The organism is Coleofasciculus chthonoplastes PCC 7420 (assembly GCF_000155555.1).
In the GTDB taxonomy this organism is placed as follows: domain Bacteria; phylum Cyanobacteriota; class Cyanobacteriia; order Cyanobacteriales; family Coleofasciculaceae; genus Coleofasciculus; species Coleofasciculus chthonoplastes_A.
Window position 1 is genome coordinate 23,780 of the sequence record NZ_DS989860.1, and the last position, 22,790, is coordinate 46,569.

18 protein-coding genes and 1 pseudogene are annotated in these 22,790 nt (G+C 44.6%); 11 read left to right on the forward strand and 8 right to left on the reverse strand.

The window, feature by feature from the left end; genetic code table 11:
• Positions 1–6: 6 nt before the first annotated feature.
• The 4 genes from MC7420_RS41800 to MC7420_RS24310 all read right to left on the reverse strand — a co-directional run bounded on the left by MC7420_RS41800 (position 7) and on the right by MC7420_RS24310 (position 5,171).
• Positions 7–150, reverse strand: coding sequence for a hypothetical protein (locus MC7420_RS41800; protein ID WP_006103850.1), 144 nt, complete (start codon positions 148–150; stop codon positions 7–9).
• A 153-nt stretch (positions 151–303) separates the two neighbouring features.
• A complete protein-coding gene (locus tag MC7420_RS24300) occupies positions 304–951 on the reverse strand; it encodes a restriction endonuclease subunit R (protein WP_044209472.1) in 648 nt (215 codons plus the stop codon).
• A 273-nt stretch (positions 952–1,224) separates the two neighbouring features.
• On the reverse strand, positions 1,225–1,794 hold the full coding sequence (locus tag MC7420_RS24305; protein ID WP_044209474.1) for a Uma2 family endonuclease: 570 nt from the start codon (positions 1,792–1,794) through the stop codon (positions 1,225–1,227).
• 14 nt (positions 1,795–1,808) lie between these two features.
• Entirely contained in the window at positions 1,809–5,171 is a 3,363-nt protein-coding gene (locus MC7420_RS24310; protein WP_006103829.1) for a helicase-related protein, read from the reverse strand.
• A gap of 132 nt (positions 5,172–5,303) precedes the next feature.
• On the opposite strand from MC7420_RS24310, the gene MC7420_RS24315 reads away from it, so the two are divergent.
• Positions 5,304–6,833: a DNA phosphorothioation-associated putative methyltransferase gene (locus tag MC7420_RS24315; protein ID WP_006103765.1), complete on the forward strand. Its 1,530-nt coding sequence runs from the start codon at positions 5,304–5,306 to the stop codon at positions 6,831–6,833.
• 356 nt (positions 6,834–7,189) lie between these two features.
• On the opposite strand, the gene MC7420_RS40335 is transcribed toward MC7420_RS24315, so the two are convergent.
• Positions 7,190–7,375 carry a hypothetical protein gene (locus MC7420_RS40335; RefSeq protein WP_157453309.1) on the reverse strand — a complete coding sequence of 62 codons (186 nt, stop codon included), beginning with the start codon at positions 7,373–7,375 and terminating at the stop codon, positions 7,190–7,192.
• Between the two features lie 590 nt (positions 7,376–7,965).
• Between MC7420_RS40335 and MC7420_RS24320 the strand changes: the two genes are divergently transcribed.
• The 4 genes from MC7420_RS24320 (at position 7,966) to pth (ending at position 11,251) form a co-directional block, all read left to right on the forward strand.
• Positions 7,966–9,657 (forward strand): HD family phosphohydrolase, encoded by a 1,692-nt coding sequence (locus MC7420_RS24320; RefSeq protein ID WP_006103801.1) that lies wholly within the window; start codon positions 7,966–7,968, stop codon positions 9,655–9,657.
• A 74-nt stretch (positions 9,658–9,731) separates the two neighbouring features.
• Positions 9,732–9,860 (forward strand): hypothetical protein, encoded by a 129-nt coding sequence (locus tag MC7420_RS43500; protein WP_006103865.1) that lies wholly within the window; start codon positions 9,732–9,734, stop codon positions 9,858–9,860.
• A gap of 443 nt (positions 9,861–10,303) precedes the next feature.
• The gene (locus tag MC7420_RS24325) at positions 10,304–10,531 is read left to right on the forward strand and encodes a DUF2811 domain-containing protein (protein ID WP_044209477.1); all 228 of its coding nucleotides are present in this window, start codon (positions 10,304–10,306) and stop codon (positions 10,529–10,531) included.
• Positions 10,532–10,645: 114 nt separating this feature from the next.
• Entirely contained in the window at positions 10,646–11,251 is a 606-nt protein-coding gene (gene pth, locus MC7420_RS24330) for an aminoacyl-tRNA hydrolase (protein WP_006103778.1), read from the forward strand.
• 134 nt (positions 11,252–11,385) lie between these two features.
• Here pth and MC7420_RS24335 read toward each other — a convergent pair whose 3' ends face one another.
• The gene (locus MC7420_RS24335; RefSeq protein ID WP_044209480.1) at positions 11,386–12,660 is read right to left on the reverse strand and encodes a hypothetical protein; all 1,275 of its coding nucleotides are present in this window, start codon (positions 12,658–12,660) and stop codon (positions 11,386–11,388) included.
• Between the two features lie 336 nt (positions 12,661–12,996).
• On the opposite strand from MC7420_RS24335, the gene MC7420_RS24340 reads away from it, so the two are divergent.
• The gene (locus MC7420_RS24340; RefSeq protein ID WP_006103844.1) at positions 12,997–14,397 is read left to right on the forward strand and encodes a UDP-N-acetylmuramoyl-tripeptide--D-alanyl-D-alanine ligase; all 1,401 of its coding nucleotides are present in this window, start codon (positions 12,997–12,999) and stop codon (positions 14,395–14,397) included.
• 2 nt (positions 14,398–14,399) lie between these two features.
• Here MC7420_RS24340 and MC7420_RS24345 read toward each other — a convergent pair whose 3' ends face one another.
• Positions 14,400–15,266, reverse strand: a complete 867-nt coding sequence (locus tag MC7420_RS24345) for a hypothetical protein (protein ID WP_006103754.1) — start codon at positions 15,264–15,266, stop codon at positions 14,400–14,402.
• 425 nt (positions 15,267–15,691) lie between these two features.
• On the opposite strand from MC7420_RS24345, the pseudogene MC7420_RS42870 reads away from it, so the two are divergent.
• Both MC7420_RS42870 and MC7420_RS24355 read left to right on the forward strand, forming a co-directional pair.
• Positions 15,692–16,011, forward strand: a pseudogene (locus MC7420_RS42870) (IS607 family transposase); the annotation flags it as partial.
• A 65-nt stretch (positions 16,012–16,076) separates the two neighbouring features.
• Positions 16,077–17,615, forward strand: a complete 1,539-nt coding sequence (locus MC7420_RS24355) for an IS200/IS605 family element transposase accessory protein TnpB (RefSeq protein ID WP_006103826.1) — start codon at positions 16,077–16,079, stop codon at positions 17,613–17,615.
• A gap of 178 nt (positions 17,616–17,793) precedes the next feature.
• On the opposite strand, the gene MC7420_RS24360 is transcribed toward MC7420_RS24355, so the two are convergent.
• The gene (locus MC7420_RS24360) at positions 17,794–18,942 is read right to left on the reverse strand and encodes an MFS transporter (RefSeq protein ID WP_006103832.1); all 1,149 of its coding nucleotides are present in this window, start codon (positions 18,940–18,942) and stop codon (positions 17,794–17,796) included.
• A gap of 161 nt (positions 18,943–19,103) precedes the next feature.
• Here MC7420_RS24360 and MC7420_RS24365 point away from each other — a divergent pair, with 161 nt between their 5' ends.
• The 3 genes from MC7420_RS24365 (at position 19,104) to MC7420_RS24375 (ending at position 22,759) form a co-directional block, all read left to right on the forward strand.
• Positions 19,104–20,165 carry an aromatic ring-hydroxylating dioxygenase subunit alpha gene (locus MC7420_RS24365; protein ID WP_006103795.1) on the forward strand — a complete coding sequence of 354 codons (1,062 nt, stop codon included), beginning with the start codon at positions 19,104–19,106 and terminating at the stop codon, positions 20,163–20,165.
• Between the two features lie 141 nt (positions 20,166–20,306).
• Positions 20,307–21,323, forward strand: a complete 1,017-nt coding sequence (gene dusA / locus MC7420_RS24370; protein WP_006103840.1) for a tRNA dihydrouridine(20/20a) synthase DusA — start codon at positions 20,307–20,309, stop codon at positions 21,321–21,323.
• Positions 21,324–21,346: 23 nt separating this feature from the next.
• Positions 21,347–22,759, forward strand: coding sequence for a reverse transcriptase domain-containing protein (locus MC7420_RS24375; protein WP_044209483.1), 1,413 nt, complete (start codon positions 21,347–21,349; stop codon positions 22,757–22,759).
• Positions 22,760–22,790: the final 31 nt, after the last annotated feature.

A 22,790-nucleotide genomic window follows, 5' to 3' on the forward strand; every position in this document is an offset into this window, starting at 1 on the left:
AATCCGTTAATACTGATACCTTTTCTCCTCAATCTCCAAAGATACCGCTTTCTTCGTGGAGGGTTGATTCCAGCCCAACTCTTCAATAAATAACTCCTGAAACTGGAAATCATAGAGTAAATCACGGGTGCGTTTGAAATTGAGGGGCATAACTCCTATCTCCTAAAAATCAGATAAGTTCGTAGTTGCGCTGTCTTCGCCCTAAACACCGAAGCGCTAACCACTAACGTGACACATTTTGGCATAGGGGCGCACCGACGTGCGCCCTGGCACCCACCTAAACCCTTATCGAGGTACTACTATCTATTCCAAATTAGCAGAACTAGATAGATAAATCAGTTTCTTTAAAATTTTGAGGACATCACCCAAACCATTTTGGCGATTGCCAATTCCAAACAAATCAGACATAGCATACAGAGGGGTAGTGTCTTTGACAACTTTCAGGAAAAGAAAACTTCCCCCAGTCGTAATCATGCCAAAACTCGGTTGTGCTGAATTAGGGTTCCCTAGCATATAGGCGAGAATTTGCGCTAATCCAGCCTCTACAGAGAAATTAGCTTGTTTGGATTCAATCACCATCACCCAAAGTTTGTCTTTGAGAATCAAGGTGTCAAGATTCCCTTTAACAATAATTCCGCGTTCTTCGTCTTGAGCAGAGATTTGGACAGTACTCTCGGCTCTTAAATTCCAAGGCGATAGATAAAATTGTCCGATAAATAATAACGGGGAGACAACGGCGAGGTTGATAGGTTTTTCCAGTAGGGGGGGTTGTTTTAGTAAATTGAAATAGCCCGAACGAACTTGTTCTAAAAGTTGGTTTTGCCAGTCGGTAAGTTCAGGTAAATCACCATGCCATTCTGGGAAGAACTGTTCATCCTCAACTCGCTGAAGCTGGAAGTGGGTTTCTAATTGTTCTAGCGTGACATCTTTAGCTTGAATTGTTTGCACCATATTCTCAGGAAAAGATACGGGTTTGTAAGTTGTAGGGGCGCACGTCGGTCATTGGTGTCAACTTAAGCTAAACCCCTCACCCCCAGCCCCTCTCCCACGCCGGGGAGAGGGGAGTAAGAGAGTCTGGTTCCCCTTCTCCCCACGGTGGGAGAAGGGGTTAGGGGATGAGGGGGAAAATGTTGAGGAGTAGATAGACACGGTTTAAAACCTTGCCAGCATTGGTTTTCTACCTTAAGTTGACACGGGCGCACGTCGGTGCGCCCCTACGCAATTTTACTCTAAGTTCAACCAACTAAATACATCTGCCACCGTAAGCTGCCAATCGCCTAAATTATCCAGAATGGGTAAACTATCTGCCTCATACTTGACAACAGGTAACTGATTCGGTTGAAATACCATAACCGATTCATCATCCGGTTCAATAAACCACCCTAGCTTTGTCCCATGATTTAAACAGAACAGGATATTATCAATCACCCGACTAGGGGATTGGTCAGGAGAGAGAATTTCAATCGTCCAATCTGGGGCAATTTTAAATTTATTCTCAATCCGGTTATTGGCTTTACGTGGAATACGCTCCCAGGTAAAAACTGATACATCGGGAACAATCGAACGTCCACCGAAGGTACAGCGTAATTCGGGAAAGGCATAGGCTAACTTCTCGGGTATCGCTACTTGATTAATGGCAGTGACTAAACTACCTTGTAAAACACTATGTTCTCCTTGAGGCATGGGCTTTTGGTGAATTTGACCGTTGACATATTCCCTGGCTGGCTTGGTTTCCGGTTGTGCCAAAAACTCGGCGAGGGTTAACTGGGTTTCTGGAATAGTGAGTGATGTCATCATGATTTCCTATTTTATCCTTGAAATAATCCTAACGAACAAATAATTTCTGGGTCTTGAGTTCTCCCTTCCTCCTGAACAAAACACAAACGGTCATCTAAATATAGTGCCACAACTAACTCAGCAAATGCCGGGTCATCCATGCCACTTTTTAATGACCGATTCAATCGGTCAACGGCTGACTGTCGCAAGGGATAACGGTAAATTTGGTCAATTGCCTTATGTAAATCTGATGTCGCTAATAACGGCATCTCTTTCACATAACGTTTCAGCCGTGTATAAGTCCGAAATCTTGCCCCCGATGGACGCCCCAATTGACCCCCCGTACTTTTCTCCTCTTCTGCAATTAATTCCGCCCCCTTTTGGACTAAATCATGATGGGAAGGATGACGGTTAATTGCCTGAGTTTCCGGTTCGCAGCGTGCCATTCTCAGAATCTCAAACTGAGACTGGGTAACACTTTTACCCTGCTTATTGATCCAAGCTAAAGCATCATTGCCTTCACCCGTTTTCATATATAGCAATACGCCCTCTGGTTGACGGGTTGTCGGGAGATGCTTACGGGTGGAATAGACCACATTTGCCAAGGTTTCAATCTTCTTTTTCAGCGTGGGATTATTCTGAGTCGCATTCTGCCAAATTTGATACGCCTCTGACGTTAAATCTACTTCGTTATCTTCATCGCCATCCAGAATTCCCGCTTTTTCGTGATACAAATCTAATAGCGTCTGTTCATTGCCATCCTCTTCAAAAAACGCCTCATCGGTTCCCACCACTTCCGCATTTTCTTGCAATCGTTGATGTAACCGTTCTCGGAGTCGAATAATCCGTTCTACTCCCGCTGCGGGTAAAAACGAATAGCAAAGAATCTTAGCCGCATTTTGACCAATTCGGTCTACTCGTCCCGCCCGTTGAATTAGGCGAATAATTGCCCAAGGTAAGTCATAATTGACAATAATGGCGCAGTCTTGCAGGTTTAACCCTTCACTGAGAACATCGGTAGCAATTAAAACCCGTAATTCCTCCTCAGAGGAGACGGATTTATCATTACTTACCGGACTAAAACGCCACGAGATTTCAGCCGGGTTAGCAGAATTCCCGGTAACCCCTGCAATCTTATCAATTCCCCGTTGCTGGAGTTGGTTAGTCAGATAATGTACCGTATCCGCAAACTGACTAAAAATCAATACCTTTTCTTGGGGATGAACCTGAGTGAGTAGCTGAACTAACGCCGCCAATTTAGTATCTTGATTTGCATCCCATTCCCCACATTGATTCAGCAGACTGATTAAGGCTTTCGCATCAGCCAGTAAATCTTTTTTCAGCGACGCCTTAAATAACTGAGAACGCAACCACTTAAACCGCCCCTGATACCGAGTCGCATAGTCATGATAAATTAGCGCCGCCCGTTGGCGATAGTCTATCTCGGTTTGAGATAATAACTCTTCCCCGGTGACTTCTTCCTCCTCATCAGAATCTAACAGCATTCCCATCACCGAATCCATATCCTCATCATTGGTGCGAGTATCCAGCAGCGCCGCCGCTTGGGAACCAATGGGTAGGGGTAAGCCTTGTGCGATCGCGTGCAAGAAAATATAATTGCGTAAGATATGGCGGTCAATGGATTGCAGGAATGCTACCCCACCACTTTCTAAGCGTTTAAATAAGTTGGTGCGACAAAATCCCATCAATCGTTTCCCGGCGCGAGATAACCCTTTAAGCTGTACTGCTTCCGCTGCGGTTAAGGATTTCCCCTTGGCTGACTTTTCTGATATCGCATAATTCCCCAACCCATATCGAGGCAAATTTAGGGAATTCAGTAGATTAACCATCTCCTCTGAATAAAGCGCCCCATAGGGATCATTCTCTGCACCCAAGCTGAACGTAATCGTCTGGGGTTGGCGCCGGGGAAAATATGCCCGTCTCCCATCGGGAAACTTGAGGTATTTTCCTCCTTGTTCATCATCTTTCGTATAATTTTCCTGAATAAAACTGCGCGTTCGACGCACCATATACAGCCGCATCAATTCTCGCCAATCATCCGGATACTCACTCTTTTCAAACGCCGCCAATGAACGCACGGGGGCTTGATGTTTACGGCTAAATTCGATTTCTCCGCCCAACTCACTCAACAGTTTTTCCGGACGAATCCCTAAATCTTGATCATCAGGAACAAATAGACGCAGTTGATTGGATAAATCCAAATAAGTTTTATTATAAGGCGTCGCCGTCAACAGAATACAGCGACTCTCATTCAGGGCAATATATTCCTGAATTGCCCGATAACGTTTCCCCTCTCGGTTCCGCAAATTATGACTCTCATCAATTAATACCACCCGATAACGGCGTTCATTGGGTAACTCTATCTGCACCCGACTTAAGGACAAAACTTTTGCCCGTAACCCGTAGCGGTGAACATAGTCCTGCCACATTGTCACCAAGTTTTTGGGACAGATAATCAGAGTTTCTAAGAAAAAATCCTCCTCCAAAATCTTCGCTAACGCCGAAGCAATTAACGTTTTTCCCAACCCGACAACATCTCCCACCAATACGCCACCGCGACGATTTAAATGACGGGCAGCAATTTGTACAGCAGCTTTTTGAAAGTCAAATAACTGATGGCGAAACTCACGCGGAATCTGATATTCCGATAATCCCGCCCGGGCTTCCTGAGATAAATGATAGGCAATTTTCAAATAAATATAGTAAGGCGGAATCAGTTTATCCCTTGCCCAACTCTGATCAATAATTTCCGCCAAATCCTGGGAAATATCAATACACCAGCGGTCATTCCAGCGCTGATCAAACCAGAGTTGTAGCTTCTGACAAGCATCATGATCTAAAATATCAACATTTAACTCGCCTTGGTGTTGTAGCCCTGATAACGTCAGATTACTGCTACCCAAAAAGCCAATCGTGGGATTATTAATATCCCGGCGATGAATCAGATACAATTTGGCATGAAGCGGATATCTCAGAAATAATTTAACAATCAGTTTCTGGGCTTTAAGTTGCTGACTCAATCGGCGTAAGCCCGCTTCATCCTCATTCGTGGGTGCGCCCCAAGTTAATTGTTCACAAAAGTCTTGGGCAATCTGTTTTCTATAGCGAATAATCGTGCTATTGTCAATCCCTCTATCCTCACACCCCAACGCCAACGCCGAATGCACATCATCTTTCGGTAAGCGCTGCATCCCAATTAACAGCCGACAACAAGCGCCTTCGCCACCGCCAAACTGTTCAATCGTATCATCAATTTTACGCCACCCTCTCAGATTAAAATAGCCGACACAAAAATCAGCCCGTTGGGAAATTCTCAGGGTATCCCGTAATGTCGGTAATAGCGATTTTTCTATGTTGTCAAAGATGCGTGGCATTTGTCATTCGTCATTTTCAGGATTATAACTCAGCACCTGGGCAGTAATTGCTAGTTGATTATCAGGCATTAACCAAACGCCTATTTTGGGTTGTTCTGTAGTATATTAATCAAAAAGCTCGCTGACTCAGCTATGGTTGCTCCTATCCCAGACGGTACTGAAATCGAGCGTCACAGGGCTGCAATAGTCCGCACCAACTTGTCCAAGCCTGTGCGACTAGCCCTAGAAAGTGCAATTCTGACTAAAGATACTTCCTTTTTTGACTACGGCTGTGGTCGTGGTAGTGACATCAACCGTCTGCGTCGGCAAGATTATACCTGTACAGGTTGGGACCCCTACTACCATGGCGGCAATTCCCTCGTCCCCTCTGATATCGTTAACCTAGGCTACGTAATCAACGTGATTGAAAAGCCAGGAGAACGTCGCCAAGCCTTACTAAAAGCCTGGGAACTCACCCAAAAGGTGCTGATTGTCTCTGCCCAAGTTTTAATTGATGACCGTAGTTCTGGGCAAATTGCTTATGGTGATGGTATTGTCACCCGCCGGAATACGTTTCAGAAATACTACGAACAAGAAGAACTCAAAGCCTACATTGACCAAGTATTAGGGGTTGATGCTATTCCCGTTGACTTGGGCATCTATTTTATATTCCGAGATTCCACTCAAGCCGAAAGCTTCCGGGCATCCCGCTTCCGTTCTCGTACCATTACCCCCAGAATCCGCGTTAGCGTGAAGCGGTTCGAGGACTACAAAGATATGCTTGCCCCTCTGATGGCATTTATCACCGAACGGGGACGCCTTCCCAGTCCCCTGGAACTCGCCAATACCGAAGAAATCCTGGAAGAATTCGGCACCCTACGCCGTGCCTTTAAGGTTATTTTACAAGTGACTGAGCAAAACGAATGGGATGCGATCGCAGATAAACGTCGCCATGATTTCCTCGTCTATCTCGCCTTGGCTAAATTCAATGGTCGCCCCAAGTTTGGTCAATTAGATCCCTTAGTCCAAAATGATATTAGAGCCTTTTTTGGTAACTATCAACAAGCCTGTGCTGCGGCTGATTTAATCCTCTTGAGTGTGGGCAATCCCGGCTTAATTGCCAATTGCTGCAAGCGCTCTCCAGTGGGAAAACTTCTCCCCAGCGCCCTCTACGTCCACGTTTCGGCACTCGAAGCCCTCGAAGCGCCACTCCGACTCTACGAAGGATGCGCCAGCCGGACTGTTGGTCGCCTAGAGGGGGCAACCTTAGTCAAGTTTCATATTAATCAACCTAAAATATCCTACCTGTTCTATCCCAATTTCGACACTGAACCCCATCCAGAACTACACACAAGCATGAACATTGACTTGCAGGATTTACAGGTTACCTATCGCCATTACGATGCCTCCAGAAATCCCCCTGTCTTACACCGTAAAGAAACCTTCGTCACTCCAGATTATCCCCTGTACGAAAAATTTGCCAAACTCACTCGTCAGGAAGAAGACTGGGGACTACTGGATAATACCCAAACTATCGGTACGCGCCAAGGCTGGCAACAATGCCTAATCGACAATTGCGCCCAACTCCAAGGGCATCGTGTCATCTGGCGCAAAGATGCTGATCCTTACCGCCTTAAACTACGCCAAGCGGCACACCGTCAACGGACGAAACGCCAGGTTTAAGGGAAGCTGGGGAAGCTGGGGAAGCTGGGGAAGCTGGGGGAGCTGGGGAAGCTGGGGAAGCTGGGGGAGCTGGGGGAGAACAATACTATTGCCCATTGCCTATTGCCTATTGCCTAGCGCGTAGCGCTATACGTGTTCATTTAAGCTATCAAGAACGTCATAACCTTTAGGCGGAAGGGATAAAGAAAACCCCTGGCAGTCGGAGAATACCACCAGGGATTGCCATCTACAACTGAGAGCTTGCATTTTTTCGTTGCCTTTATACGATAACGATTTTGGGAAACCAACAGAATCCGGGAAATTAAGGAGTTATCAAACTGGACTTGGACAAAGATCCCAGAATTTACGGATCTCATTTAGTCGGTGAAACCAGTAGGCTCTAGATTGAGACCGAAAAATACATTGGGAGTTTGATACCCCTGGCAGTTTAACCACTGACCAGGGGATTTTCTTTTGGGTTGATTGTCCATATCATGTCCGCCTAAACAGTAATTATTTCCTTCTGCCTTCTGCCTTGTTTCCACCAAAGTGTAAGTATTCAACCGGACTTAATCTCAAGGGTGGTTAACAATTTTGCCTAAATGTCCGGAGTTTTTGCCAGAACCATTGAATAAGGGTATTAAGCGGCATTTTATTGATGCCGATGACTGAGTATGCGGAGCCATCAACTACCCCGCCCATAGCCTAGCTATGGAGGTTAGCGACATAAGCATTTAATAGATAATAATATTTATCCATTATGTTTATTGTCTGGTTAATTATTTGAGGTTTAATCGTTGCCTAAACAATTAAAAATAGAATCAAATTTAATTTGACAGAATCTTTTATCAATTAATTTAAAATACACCTAAAAAATAATGCCATTCTCCAATGACACTATACAGAAACAAGGTAAATTTTTCTTTATTCAGAGAAAAACAAAGCGGCGCTTTATCAAAAAAATACAATATTTGGCGGATTCCTTTGGTAAATTTAGTGGGTATACTAGATCTTTGATACTTTCATTCAATTTAATATTTGAATAGAGAAGAATCTATCCCTATCAAAGGAGTAATCCAATGCTTTGCGGGTCAAGGAATTGAAATCACGAAAAGCCCTTAAAATGTGATCCTTTATATCTGTGGAAAAACTTATGAAAGTAGCGCCAATCCATATCTCAAACCTTGAGAATCAAGAGTTTTTACAAGAATCCTCTGAAAGGGTAGAACTGATAGAGCAGTTACTGGCAATTGGTACAGCCCTTTCAAGTAGTAATGATTTGGAGGAATTACTCCGACTAATTTTATCCAAAAGCAGGGAAATTACGTTTAGTGATGCAGGTAGTCTGTATCTGATCGATCACACTCAGGCGGAGCCGAAATTGTTATTTAAGGTGGCACAGAATGACTCGCTACCCAACAAGCCATTCAACGAGTTCGTAATGCCTCTCAACCGTAAAAGTTTGGCGGGGTACGTCGCGCTAACGGGTGAAAGTTTAAAGTTGGCAGATGCGTATCAATTGCCCGCCAATGTGCCTTACGCCCTTGACCGCAGTTTTGACACGAACATGCCCTATCGGACTTGTTCGGTATTAGTTTTGCCGATGCAAAAACCAGACGGAGAAATTATTGGCGTATTACAACTGATTAATCGCAAGCGCCGCCCTGATGTCATGCTCACACCCAAAAACGCTGTGGACGTGACCCAGCCCTATTCAGACTGGGAAGAGCGGATTGTGCGATCGCTGGCGTCTCAGGCGGCGATTTCCATTGAACGCCATCATCTTCAAGAAAGTATCGAAAATCTGTTTGAGGGCTTTGTCAGAGCCTCTGTGCAAATTATTGAGACACGCGACCCGACAACCTCTGGTCACTCGGAACGGGTGGCAGAACTCACCGTGCGACTCTGTGAAGAAACATCGGCAATCACCAAGGGTTCTCTGAGTTCCGTGTATTTGAACGATCGCCAAATCCGAGAACTTCGCTATGCGGCATTATTACATGACTTTGGCAAAGTGGGTGTCCCAGAAGCCATTTTGGGCAAGCGCAAGAAACTCTATCCCTCACAGCTAGAGGTGATTCTCCATCGCTTTGCCCTAGCGCAGCGCACTCTGGAAATGGAATGCGCTCACAACAAGTTCAAGTATTTACTCGAACATCCTGACCATCGCCATGACAATAACACCTCCACTTCGAGCTGTTCTCACTGCCAAAAACTGGAACAGCTTGATACCCAACTGGCTCAAGCCATTGAAACAATCAAGCATTATCGGGAATTTGTGCAACAACTCAATGAGCCAGAAGTACTGCTGACTCGCGATTTTCAGGCATTTACAGAGGAAACATTAACTCAACTGACCGCCCTGTCCCAATACACCTATCGAGATGTGGATGGTCAAATCAAACCCCTGATTACCAAGGCTGAGATGGTTCAATTGCTTGTGCCAAAAGGGAATTTAACCCCCGAAGAGCGTCTGGGCATTGAGTCGCATGTTACTCACACTTACCATTTTCTCCAACGCATTCCCTGGACAAAGCACCTCAAAAATGTTCCGATAATTGCGTTTGGGCATCACGAGAAACTAGATGGTAGTGGTTACCCCAGGGGCTTAAAGCAAGATGAAATTCCCATCCAAACCCAAATGCTCACCGTTGCCGATATCTATGACGCTCTCACCGCCAGCGATCGCCCCTACAAGCGGCGGCTACCCCTGGAAACAGCACTGAAAATCCTTCGCCAAGAAGCCACCAAAAATAAAATTAACGGCGACTTAGTGGAGTTATTTGAGCAACGCCAGGTTTTTCGGGTTTTGGGTCATTCCCTCAACATTGACTCTGTGGCTTGACCCCTGGAAATTCCAGAGAGGTGCTCTGAAGCAGGGGAAGCAAGGGCAACAAGACCCGCCAGTAGAGACGCGCCATGGCGCGTCTCTACCAAATGATGCTGTGGGGACTGGATCGACGCCCTAAAGCTGATCCGAGTAGTATTGATCCGTCCCCGATCAAACAATTTGCAATTCTTATCTTTTCACCTAGTTTTCCCCACTAGATTCCCCAGTGTTTCCACATGAAATTTCCAAGTTTTCCACAAATTACATCAGGTTTTCCACAGGGATGAACGGCGGGATCGAGCCTATCCCCTCATGTTGGGGATTTTCCCCATCAAGGATATGGAGGCGATACTAGACTGAATTTGTGTAAACTTGTGTAACGAAAATCGGATTCAAAGGCTGATTCTATCGTTAGCATTTTGGCGATTTGAGTGACCTTGTAATATTTCGTATCATTGACAACCCCACCCCATCTCAGTTGAGAATAGTGCGACCTACCCATAAAAAAAACTTGAGACAAGCAAAAGCAACAAGAGCAGTGGGTGCTGTGTCTAAGTCTATTTGCCGCTAGGTTTTAGCTACATTAGCCGATTTCCACAGACATGTAGAGAGCGAGCAAGGTGGCTTTTGTCCCAACACGCTATTCGATAGAGAGGTAACTATGAACGCAACCGTCAGCATTTTGGCAGAAATCCCTGAAGACCTACACGAGTCCCTCAAACGCTACTTAGAAACCCATCCCACTTGGGATCAAGATCGGGTGTTTGCCGCAGCGCTATCGCTGTTTTTGCTCCAAAATGGGAGTGGTAAGACAGCCGAAGCCTCCCAGACCTATCGGGCTTGCGCTCGTGTCTACCTAGAATCCCTATTTCAGTCTCCTCCTGCCTGAGTGAAGTAGTGAGATAGGAGAACAGGGGGAGCAGTGTAGAGACGTGCCATGGCACGTCTGGGAGCTGGGGAGGAATAAGCTGTTCCCTGTTCCCTGTTCCCTAACAAATGACAAATGACGAATGACAGTTTAGTGATTCCTCAACTAATTGTAGGTTTGGGTAATCCCGAACCCAAATATGACAAAACCCGTCATAACATTGGTTTTGAAGTCGTCGATGAGCTAGCCCGTCGGGTGCAAATTTCTTGGAGCGAAAATCGTCGCTTCCAAGCGTTGTTGGCAGAAGGACGTGGCTTAACGGGTGACAAACTACGTGTACTCAAACCCCTAACCTACATGAATCGTTCTGGGCAAGCGATTCGTGCCGCGATAGATTGGTATAAAATGCCCCCAGAATCCGTTTTGATCGTCTATGATGAGCTTGATTTACCCGTGGGGCGGCTACGTATACGCCTGTCAGGTTCTGCGGGAGGACACAACGGCATGAAATCCGCGATCGCGCATCTAGGAACCCAAGGTTTCCCCCGCCTACGCATTGGAATTGGCAAGTCTGACCCAGAAAAGAACACCGTCGGTCACGTTTTGGGCAAATTCTCTCCTGACGAATCTAAGATCATCACCGAAGTTATCCAACTCGCCGTTGACGCCATAGAACTCTCGCTAAAGGAAGGAGTTGAAAAGGCAATGAGCCTCTACAACAGCCGGATAATTGAGTGTTGAGTGTGTAGGGGCGAGTTTCACTACTATCGTTTCCTTTGCACCCAGATGTGACTAAACTCGCCCTACTTGACTTTGCCCAAGGGAACCTGGTTTTGAATTAACGAATGACCAATGACCAATGACCAATGACCAATTTACATAATTTGACTCAGACAGGAAAGGTCAGCTCTACCAAAATGAATACTAAAAGCCACATTCAAATTTTCCAGAGACTTAATTAACCAAGGTACACCGTCTCTCGTGGAAGACTCGTAATGATTAAACAAAATAGAAAATCGCTTTTCCAAATAGGGCTTAACTTTACGACACAGCAGCACGATTTTAAGTAGCAACACCGTTGTAACCGTTGCCCCTAAATTCGTGATTAGATCGACAAAAACAAAATGTTTAGGGCGCTGAGAACTCTCAACAACCAGAAAATTTAATAACTGGCTACAGGTTCGCAAAATCAGAAATTCGCTGGGCTTCTGATTATCACTTTGAGGTAAGGTATTTTTCAGATGCTCATGCAATCGGCTATTAAACTGCCGTTTTCCGTAGGCTGGATTAATGGAAGCTGTCAGATACTCATACAAATCGTCCTTAAAGTCTTTGTAGCAAGGAGTCTGGCTACTATGGGTGAGGAAACTTTGAGCCAGATCCCGGCACGTATGAGAGCCTTGGACTTTGCCGACAAACTGTTTTAGGGCAGTCCCCAACTCATGATCCGTTAGAAGGGTGGGATTTTTGACAGGTTGGATAATTTTAGTCGAAGCGTCTTTCGAGTCCTGACGTTTCATTTGGGCGCATCGCACCTGATAAGTCACGTACTTTGACAAATCTAGCTCGAAGCGCTGCTGAAGCCGGGATTGAATTTGCCGGACGGTTTGTTGATGTTCATAACTGCTGTCTTCACTCAGCAAACAGTGTTCGTACAGATAGGGGTATCGCTGAATGAGGGGTCCGACTTCTGTAGAACTGGTGGATGTTTCACCGACCACCTGAGATAAGCGATGTAGGGTAAGATATTGGTCGGTTTCTTTGAAAAGCTGTAGCAGATGTCGCAGACGCCTAGAACCGCGAGAGTAAACCCCGGTTGTGGGTGGAATATTATCCAGTAATGCGACCAACTCAGGGATGGCGCTTTGGTGTTGCGGTTGTATTTGCCAGCTATTAATCAGAATGTGACAGCAACGATTCAGGATGAACTTGAACTCTTGCTCAGCCTGCTTATCCATTGCCAGCTTTTCCAAGACCATCCAGATTTCCGGCTCTGGATATCGAGAGCCGTCCATGAATAGCTGTTTGAAGCGTTCAAGCGTCTGCGTCGGAGATTCTACCTGTACGCAATACAGGATATGGTCGTACAGTTGCTGCTCTTGTGAGCTAGTTTGTCTGATGTCAGAGTCTGTCCAAGTACTAGTATTCACTTCAGTTTACCCCCCTACGCGCAAAAGTCGTGGGCTGGTTGATTTGAATGGAATTTGGCAGATCTAAGCTCAAATTTGACTTGCCCTGTATTTCAACAACCGAAAACCCTGATCCATTTTATGAATTACCCCGCTTAAACGAGCTTGGTCAAGAGTTGCTTAAATCTAATAAACTATATTATCTCTATATATAAGCATACTAAACTAAGTATGGATCATACTGTAAAATAATGCCGCAAAAGTGTGAAGATTCAGTGAATATAGAATAAAACGCGATTTAGCTTATCCGGCGAGAAGCCCCACAACCAGCCATAACCTATTCACCATCCTGGAATTATGCCTTGTCAGCTTTCGTTAACCCAATTCATCGAAGTCCTCGCGGCTACTCCGGTTAATCTGTCCGTGCCGATGACGGTTAATGGGGTCTATGGTATTACTACTGATACCCGTAACCTGGAACCCGGTCAAATATTTTTAGCGCTGCGGGGAGAAACCTTTGATGGACATGACTACGCTGAGGTAGCGATTAAGAAAGGGGCGATCGCGGTAATCGCTAACCGTGACCAAGGGTATCATCTTCAGGATATACCCCAGCTTCAAGTCGATGATACTCTACAGGCATATCAGCAACTTGCTCGATGGTGGCGTGATCAGTTTGATATTCCGGTGATTGCGGTTACGGGTTCTGCTGGAAAAACGACGACGAAGGAATTAATCGCGGCGGTTTTGTCTACTCAAGGCAATATCCTGAAAACCCAGGCAAATTACAATAATGAGATTGGTGTGCCAAAAACATTGCTGGAATTAGACTCTAATCATGATTATGCCGTGATTGAAATGGCGATGCGGGGTTCTGGGCAAATTGCCCTATTGACCCAAATTGCCCGTCCAACGATTGGCGTGATTACGAATGTGGGGACGGCGCATATTGGACTTTTAGGATCGGAGGATGCGATCGCCAAAGCAAAATGTGAGTTATTGGCGCAGATGCCGGATACAAGCATGGCGATTCTTAATCATGATAACCAACGCTTAATGGATACGGCGGCTACGGTTTGGCAAGGGGAAACATTGACGTTTGGCTTAAACGGGGGTGATGTTCAGGGGAAACTCATTGACTTGTTTAGGCTAATGGTGGATGGTATCACATTTCCCTTACCCTTACCGGGGGAACATAATGCCCTCAACTATTTAGCCGCCCTAGCCGTGGCGAAACATCTCCAGATTGATTGGACACCCTTGAGGAAAGGATTATCGGTTCAGATGTCTGGGGGGCGATCGCAACGCTATGAGTTGCCTAATGATATCGTGATTCTCGATGAAACCTATAATGCTGGATTTGAAGCCATGATCGCGGCGTTACACCTCCTCGCCCAGACGCCGGGTAAGCGACACATTGCTATTTTGGGATCAATGAAGGAATTAGGAGACCATTCGGAACAACTGCACCAGCAAGTTGGACAGAAAGCCCAGCAACTTCAATTAGATGCGGTATTCATTACCCTTAAGGATAGGGAAGCCGAAGCGATTACTCGGGGAATTTCGGCATTACCTAGCGAAGGTTTTGCCGAGGACGACGCTTTGGTACAGCATTTAACCGAATTTGTGCAACCAGGCGATCGCTTACTGTTCAAAGCTTCACGTTCTGTGGGTTTGGATCGGGTTTTGCATCAGTTTCGAGAGTTAATGTCTGGCGAATTGAGTCAGGAATCGCCCCGACTTTCGGAAAAACTCTAAACTTAAATCGAACGAGGTTTAGCGGTAAATTTGAGTTCCAAGGTTAAGCGATCGCTACTGCTGGGAGAGCTTTTTTTGCGAAAGCAACGGCCATCTTCTACAAATCCAAAACCTGCTTTACCGCAAATAGAGGTTATATTAGGATAACCATAATACTGGCTAATTTCTCGGAGTGAATGGTCTTTGTACAAAAACCGAGAAGCAAGTTTTTTCTTCCGGTGACTCTCCAGTACACAAACGTGAGGATTACTGCACAAATCCACATCGGTTAGATAAAAGTAAAAGGTCAAGCTACGGGGGTTATTCGTGGCTTGATAAAACCTCTGAGCCTCTTGACGTCGCTCATACAGAGTTGACTCTACGGCAAAACTCCACCAAAGCTGAGTGTCTTGGTGAATTGGTTCGGCGTTGAGGTATGTAGCAGCAATTGCTAATAATGTTGAGTCAGTTTCTAATTTCTTGATTGCTGGACATGATACTATAGTTTTGTTGTAAATTCCCCGAACTAATAGTTTTCCAGTCTGCCTCATCACTTCTTCTTTTTCGGAGACATTAAAACTGAATTGAGGATTATTGGGTTCATGGCAAGTATTTGTCAGTGCCAAGTCTCGGATTTCTTGGATAATCGGTTCAGGAAGGTTAAGGTTTTGATAAATTCCGTTGTGTTTCAGTGAGTGAATAGTCTCGGTAAAATCAATATCCTGGAAAATTGAAATTTGAGATTGAGCCTGAATATCACTTGTCTTCATCTTGCCGATTTTCTTGGCAAGAATAAAAAGACGAATACGGTTTAAGTAATTATTACCCTTTTGAAAGGAGTTAAACTCAATACCTGCGGTAGGATTAGAAACAACATCAATGAACATCATTTTAGGTATATCTTTCAATCCATTGAAAGGAACAGTTTAGGTTTCTGAGAAATAAATTTGGGATTGATGCACGATACACCTCTAAGGGCAAGTCCTGGTCTGAATTGGATAAAGATAAGGTAGATAATTAGGTGGACAAAATCTAAGGAATAATTAACTCTAACGAGATTAAACTCAGATGATTTTTGTCCCTGAAATGTTTATGATTCCTGTGTTTATGTAATCGTATCCAATTTTTAACCAGGAAGATAGATGTTCACGTCTAGATTACTCAAATCTTTAAGAATTGGTAGATAGTTTAAAGGGAAAGTAAAGCAGCAACTTAGCGTTGGGGCTGGTTTAGTTATATCAGGGTTAACTAACAGTCCGTAAATATCTAGACAATTATTGACATAACTGGACATTTTCTATGATATAATTAGGCAATGTCTAGTTTAACCCCCCAAGAAGCAGCTACTCTACTAGGTGTGACGGTCTTGCACGTTGCACCGATGGGAACTCAACGGCTCTCATACGAGCTTCTCGGACGGCTGGTGGTCATCGTCGATACGATATTGCTGACTTAATTGGTAATAAATCGGGTAACGCATTAACCGTTGGTTATGCTAGAGTATCTAGTCATGACCAAAAAGACGATCTAAATAGACAGGTTTTAGTATTGGAAAGCTACTGTGCCAAACAGGGATGGGAATTTGAGATTATTCAAGATCTCGGTAGTGGCATGAACTACAAAAAGAAAGGACTGTATGGAAGTCGAAGCCATAAGCACAAAAAAATAGTGGATGAACTGAGGGAGGTAGCTAAAAAGCTATGACAACGATAACTTATTGCAAGGGCTTGCCAACTCCCGCCGATGAACTTAACCCCATCGGTTTCACCGAATTGGAGATGTTTTTAACGTCATTGTCTGATATATTCTATCAAGCAACAGTTGAAACAGTTAACCATTTATTAAATAAAGAAATAAAATTCAATCAATCCAGTTGGAATAGTCTTATGCAAGAGAAATACGGACTCAGTAAGCGTTATGCTAACGGAGTAATTGCATTAGCCAGAGGAAAAACCTCCTCAGCCAAAGAATGTAGAAAGCGCCAGATAAAGCAATTAGAATCACGAGTTAAGTCAGCGAAAGATTGGGTAGCCAAAGCCACAAAGAAAATTAATTTAGCTCGGAAGTTCTATGGAAAAAAGAACTGGCAATCCTCCAAAAATGGCTGCAATTTTCCCTTGTCGTCAAACCTCAAGACAAGAAAAACTAACTGGCATCATCTGCGTCAAGGTCGGCATCAGAAAAAGCGATATATCTACCGACTTCAAAATCAAATTAAACATTTGAAATCGGCGAAAATTAGAGTAAAGGTATCCAGAGGGTCAGTATTTATTGTTGGTTCAAAGGATGAAAGTTATGGGAATCAAACTTGTCAATGGTCTGGAGATACGCTCAAATTGACGCTTCGACTTCGCTCAGCGTCAACACCGAGCGAAGCCGAGGTGTTGAGAGTTCCCGATTGTCTGGAAGCCAAATTTGGGAAATATGTCACATCAAAAATTGGCAGCTTCTCCCGTCAGATTAATAGATTACCCAATAGTGGTGCGAAAACATGGCACTTCTATAGAAAGGATAATCGTTGGGTTGTCTCTGTTCAATTCACGCCCGCCGCGGTGGAGAAGGTTAGTAGAGAGATTCAGTATGGTGCCCTGGGTATCGATCTAAATCCTAGTTCTATCGGTTGGGCTTATGTTGATGGTCAAGGAAATTTAAAAGCTCAGGGAACTATTCCTTTTCAGACGGGTTTACCCAAAGGTAAACAAGATGCTCAACTTGTCGATGTTTGTTTGAAATTGGCAGCTTTAGCCAGGAATTTTGCCTGCCCCGTTCTGTGCGAAAGCTTGGATTTTTCCACCAAGAAAGCTCAATTAAGAGAGCGTGGGAAAAAATATGCTAGAATGCTTTCTGCCTGGGCATACAGTCGTTTTTATCAGATTTTGTCATCGATTTTATCCAACCGAGGAATAACTATAAAGTTGTGCAATCCAGCTTACACGAGTTTGATAGGCTGTGTTAAATATAGTCGGATGTATGGACTATCATCTGATGTGGCAGCTGCCCTAGCAATTGCCAGAAGAGGCATGAACTTAAGTGAGAGATTGCCGCGCTCTGTGTCCGCCTATCTCGGAGTGAATCCGAGAAAGCACGTATGGAGCGCTCTATATCAATTTAATAATTTTATTGGTCGATGCCCTGTAGTCAATCGTAGACACGATTACTATAGCGTCTCTAACTGGGAGCCGTTGGTTAAGGCTGATATCGAGCAACAATGCCGGGTATCAGCCAAGCGCAAGCGTTAACGGTTATCGACCAAAAGTTACACCGTGGACTTATACCAAGGCAGAATTACTGATGGGTAGGTTTGTCTAGGTTTTTAGAAGCGGTGAGAACAAAACGATAAGAGTGAAATGCCCTGTTTCCTGTTCCCTGTTACACACCGAGCGAAGCCGAGGTGTTCCCTGTTCCCAGACCAATGACCTATTGCTGATGAGCAAATAGCAACAATCCTGCCAATAGTGCCACAATAGCCGCCGCATAGAACACCCACTCTAAACCGCAGAACGCTAACACGGGTCCTAACAGGATCGGAGATATAAACTGTCCCAAAAACCCCGCGCCTGTCCCAGCCGCTAGTACACTGGATTTCAGGTCTGGGGGAGCTAGATTCGCCAGAGTGCCGTAAAGGGTGGGGAGTACCAAACCAAATCCCATACCAAAGAATACAGCCGTCACCAAAATCCAACCCAGTTGGTGCAGGATGGGAATCGTACTTAAAGTTAACGCCATCAGACCTAACCCGATCGCAACAGTCGTAGGTCGTCCCCAGCGCTGGGCAAGCCTTTTCGCGCCAAATGCTGATATAATGGCTGCGCCTATTGCCCGTGATGCTAAAACAATTCCATTAACCACGCTTGTGGCGTCAATGGTTTGTTTGAGATATTGCGGAGCATAAATGACCACCGCATACATCGCAATGGATACCAAACTGAGTGTGCATAAGAGGCGTAGGGTGTAGGGGCGTCCTAAAACCTGGCGCAGTTTACTTCCAGCATCTTTAGCGTCTGCCTTGGTTTTTGGGGAGGATTTTTCCGGTAAGAACCGTGCGGCTAAGATTGCCATAGGTAGTCCTATGCCATACAGACCAAATGCCCATTGCCAGTGAAATGAACCCACCCAACCCCCAAGTAGGGGGAAAGCAATGCCCATAATAGTTAGGGTACTGGTTGCGTATCCCAACGCCTGCGATCGCGCTTCGCCTTCATACATATTTCCCAAGATGCCCAAACTCGCCGCCGCAATTCCGCCACTGGCGGCACCTAATAGTCCCCGCACGACTAACAACGGCATTAGTGAGTGCATGAAGGCACCGGCTGTGCCAAATAAGGCGTAGAGAATTAATGACGGAATCAGCACCCGCAAGTGACCGATCCGATCTGCCACAATTCCTAATGGTGGACTAAATAGGGCAATGGTTAGACAATGCAGGCTGACCAAATTCCCTGCTAATGCCGGATCAAGGTTAAGTTGCTGGATCATCTCTGGCAAAATTGGCGCCACCACTCCCCCCGCCATGGTGGTGAGAGAGCCGGCGACTAGCAGCACTAACAGCCGAGGATCACGTAACATAACTTAAAATACCTAAAGATTTTGACAACTATAGCAGAGAGCAAAGGGACAGGGTAGACGAAGGACGAATGACATAAGACATAAGACATAAGACAATCGATTGACTCATAAAAAATTCCAGGCTACATATTGTCAAATAAATCGACAACAGAGGCTCCGATATGGAACTGACGACAACGCTAACTAGCCAAAACGTTCAAAACGCGATTAGAGAAGTAGGGATTAACCCCAACTACTGGTATTCAGTGGCTTGGGCAAATCAAATCAAACCCGGTCAAATCTTACCTGTCAAGATTTGGCAACAATCCATCGCCGTTTACCGAACTCCCACCGGTCAACTCCATGCTTTAGAAAATGCTTGTCCTCACAAAGGTGTGGAACTGCACAAAGGCATTGTTCAGGATGAGTATTTAGCCTGTCCCTATCACGGCTGGCAGTTTGACGGTGCAGGAAAATGTGTAGGCATTCCCTACTTTCCCCCGGAACAGAAACTACCCTGCGCTCAAGTCCGTACTTACCCGATTCAGGAAAAATACAAGCTGATCTGGATCTTTCCTGGAGATCCAGCCCTAGCAACAACCTGTCAACTGCCAGATATGCCAGAATTTGACCATCCGGACTGGTTTATGGTTCCCGTGAGTGCCAGGATGAAGTCTCATTTCTCGATTTGTAATGAAAATACCATGGATGTTTTTCATGGATTTTTGCACCAAAACCTGCAAGGATGGTTTGATCCAGTTCTCAAGCGGTTGCAGGAAACGGAAAATACTGTCTGTGCGGAGTACGATGTCTCCTATAAAGGGCGTATGGCTCAATGGTTAGGGTTGAGCGATCGCGCGGATCAAGTGACTCGCCGCACGATATCGGTACAGTATCGCTATCCCCACTATTACAGTTCCCTCGAAGGCGTCTCCAACCTCTACCTGATGCGCCTCCCCATCGGACTAACGGAAAGTCGTTCCTTTGCCCTATTCTTTTTCAAGATTCCCCTACCCCAATGGTTCCGTAAGCTATTCGACCCCCTCTTGTCTACCATACTGGAACGGTTTGTATTTATGCGATTTCTCAATCAAGATATTGAAATGATGGAAAGTGAGCAGCAAACCTATCTGGCAAATCCCCAGCGTCGCTATGTGGAAGTCAATCCCGCGATCATTGCCATACAGCGGTTGATCCGGCGACAATATGAAGCAGGTACTGACTCAGAGGAGACAGGAACTTGAGCCATCCACGGAAAAGGAATTGGGTGAAGTCTAACAATCGTTAGTCAAGTGGCTTGTCTGCTATATGTTTGGGAAGTCCCTGAGTTGTTAGTCTGGATCTGATACAAACCGCGATCGCATCCAGACAAATTCTACACGCCAATGGTCAGTTCCAATACCGTCGTTCTACCTCAACCTCACACCATCCCGGTAACGTATCCCTTAAGTATCGCGCCGATGATGGATCGCACGGATCGCCATTTTCGGTATTTTATGCGCCAGATTACCCGTCGCACTCTCCTTTATACCGAGATGGTGACCAGTGCAGCAATTATACATGGCGATCGCGATCGCCTGTTGGGTTTTTCCGCCGAAGAGAAACCCTTAGTGCTGCAAGTGGGTGGAGATAATCCCCTAGAACTCGCCGAATGCGCCCGAATTGCTGAAGGGATGGGGTATGACCAGATTAATCTTAATGTAGGATGTCCGAGCGATCGCGTGCAAAATGGCAACTTTGGTGCTTGTCTGATGGCGCAACCGGAACGAGTGGCGCGGGGGGTGGAAGCGATGATTAAGGCGGTTACAATACCAGTTACCGTCAAGCATCGGATTGGCATAGATGAGTGCGATCGCTATGAGGATATGGCAAACTTTGTCCGTATTGTCTCAGAAGCCGGATGTCAGCATTTTAGTGTCCATGCGCGGAAGGCGTGGTTACAGGGATTAAGTCCCAAGGAAAATCGCACGGTTCCCCCTTTACGGTATAGTGATGTGCATCGCCTCAAGCAAGAATTTCCCCAGTTATTTATTGAGATTAACGGCGGATTTACCAGTTTAGAACAGGTACAGGAACAGTTAAAATTTGTCGATGCGGTAATGATTGGACGCGCCGCTTATGATAATCCCTACCTGTTTGCTCAAGCTGATTGTCAGATATTTGAAGAGGAATGTATACCCCCCACTCGCCATCAGGTTGCGGAAGGAATGTTGGATTATATTGATCATTGGGTAGCTAAAGGATTGAAGCTGAATAAAATTACCCGTCATATCCTGCAATTATTTTCTGGACAACCTGGAAGTCGTGCTTGGAAGCGACATTTAACCGAAAAGTCTTGTATTCCGGGTGTAGGTTCTGAAGTAGTGCGGGAAGCCTTGGCGAAAGTACCAGATGTCACTTAGATGAAATATAGTCCTATTGTTCCATGACTAATACTTCTCAGACTCCAGAACAAATCCTAACTTCATTGTGTGAAATCGATTCATTGAATAAAATATATGAAGAAAAATTCAAATATAACACAACTAAAGGCATTGATCGAATAAATGGCTCACAATTTGAAAAACAAGCTCAGTCTCAGATTCAGGTCATTCATGATAAGTGTTTAAGCGGAACTTATAAATTTTCGCCTTACTTAGAATTATTAAAATCTAAGGGAAGGGGTAAGCCGCCAAGAGTTATAGCCATTCCCACTGTACGCGATCGAATTGTTTTATATATCTTAAAAGAACTTTTGTTTAAGGTATTTCCGGAATGTGTCCACCGTCAACTCGCCAATACCTATATAGTTGAAATTATAAAAGTTTTAAATAATAAAAAGCATTCTGAAGTAGCAATATTTCGTACTGACATCAAAAATTTCTATGGCTCAATCAATAGAGAGAAGCTAATTTGTAAATTAGAGGAGAGAATCCCATCTATAAAAATCATAAAACTCATTCAAAGAGCTATAGAAACGCCCGCTGTTCCTCAAAACTATAGAAAAAAAGATAAAGGCAAATATATAGAAGGCAAGGGAGTGCCGCAAGGATTATCCATCTCAAACATACTAGCCTCGATTTATTTGGCTGAATTAGATCAAGAGATGAAAGAGATGAAAGAGATGGATAGTAGCGGTTATGATTATTTTCGCTATGTAGATGACATAATAGTTTTCACGGATAACTCTCAAGTAAATAATGCTGAAAATTTACTTAAAGAAAAAATTAATAGCTTGGATCTTAAGCTCAATGAAGATAAAACAGATACAGCGACAGGGGATAAAAGATTTGAGTATCTCGGATATCGCTTTGAACTGCCTAAGGTTACAGTTAGGATAGCCACCGTCGAACGATTTATTCATTCTGTTGCCGCAAAATTCAGCAGATATATATATACAAGACAAAGAAAAATAAATAAATATAATAACGACATAGATAAACTAAAAAATATATTTATGATGGACTTAAACGAAAAAATAACGGGAGCCATCAGTGAAAAAAGACGTTATGGTTGGGTATTTTACTTTATTGCTGTTAATGACATTTCTGTTTTTTACAAGCTTGATAAAATTATTGCTAGTTTCTTTAATAGGTTGGATGACTTTGATAAAGTACCACCTCCTAACTTAAAGAAATTATCCAGAACATTTTATGAAGCTAAACACAATCATCAAGGCGGATATATCCATAACTACAATAGCTATCAAAATGTGAACCAAAAAAGGGAGTTTCTTAGTCAGCTGGGAGAACTCGATCCTGACAAACCATATTCTGAGGAGGACATCAACGATATTTTTGAGCGTGTTAAGAGAAGGAACCTGTCAGAGCTAGAAGAAGATGATGCTCATCTATCGTGAGAGATAATGCTAGGATGGAAAAGCGAGTCAC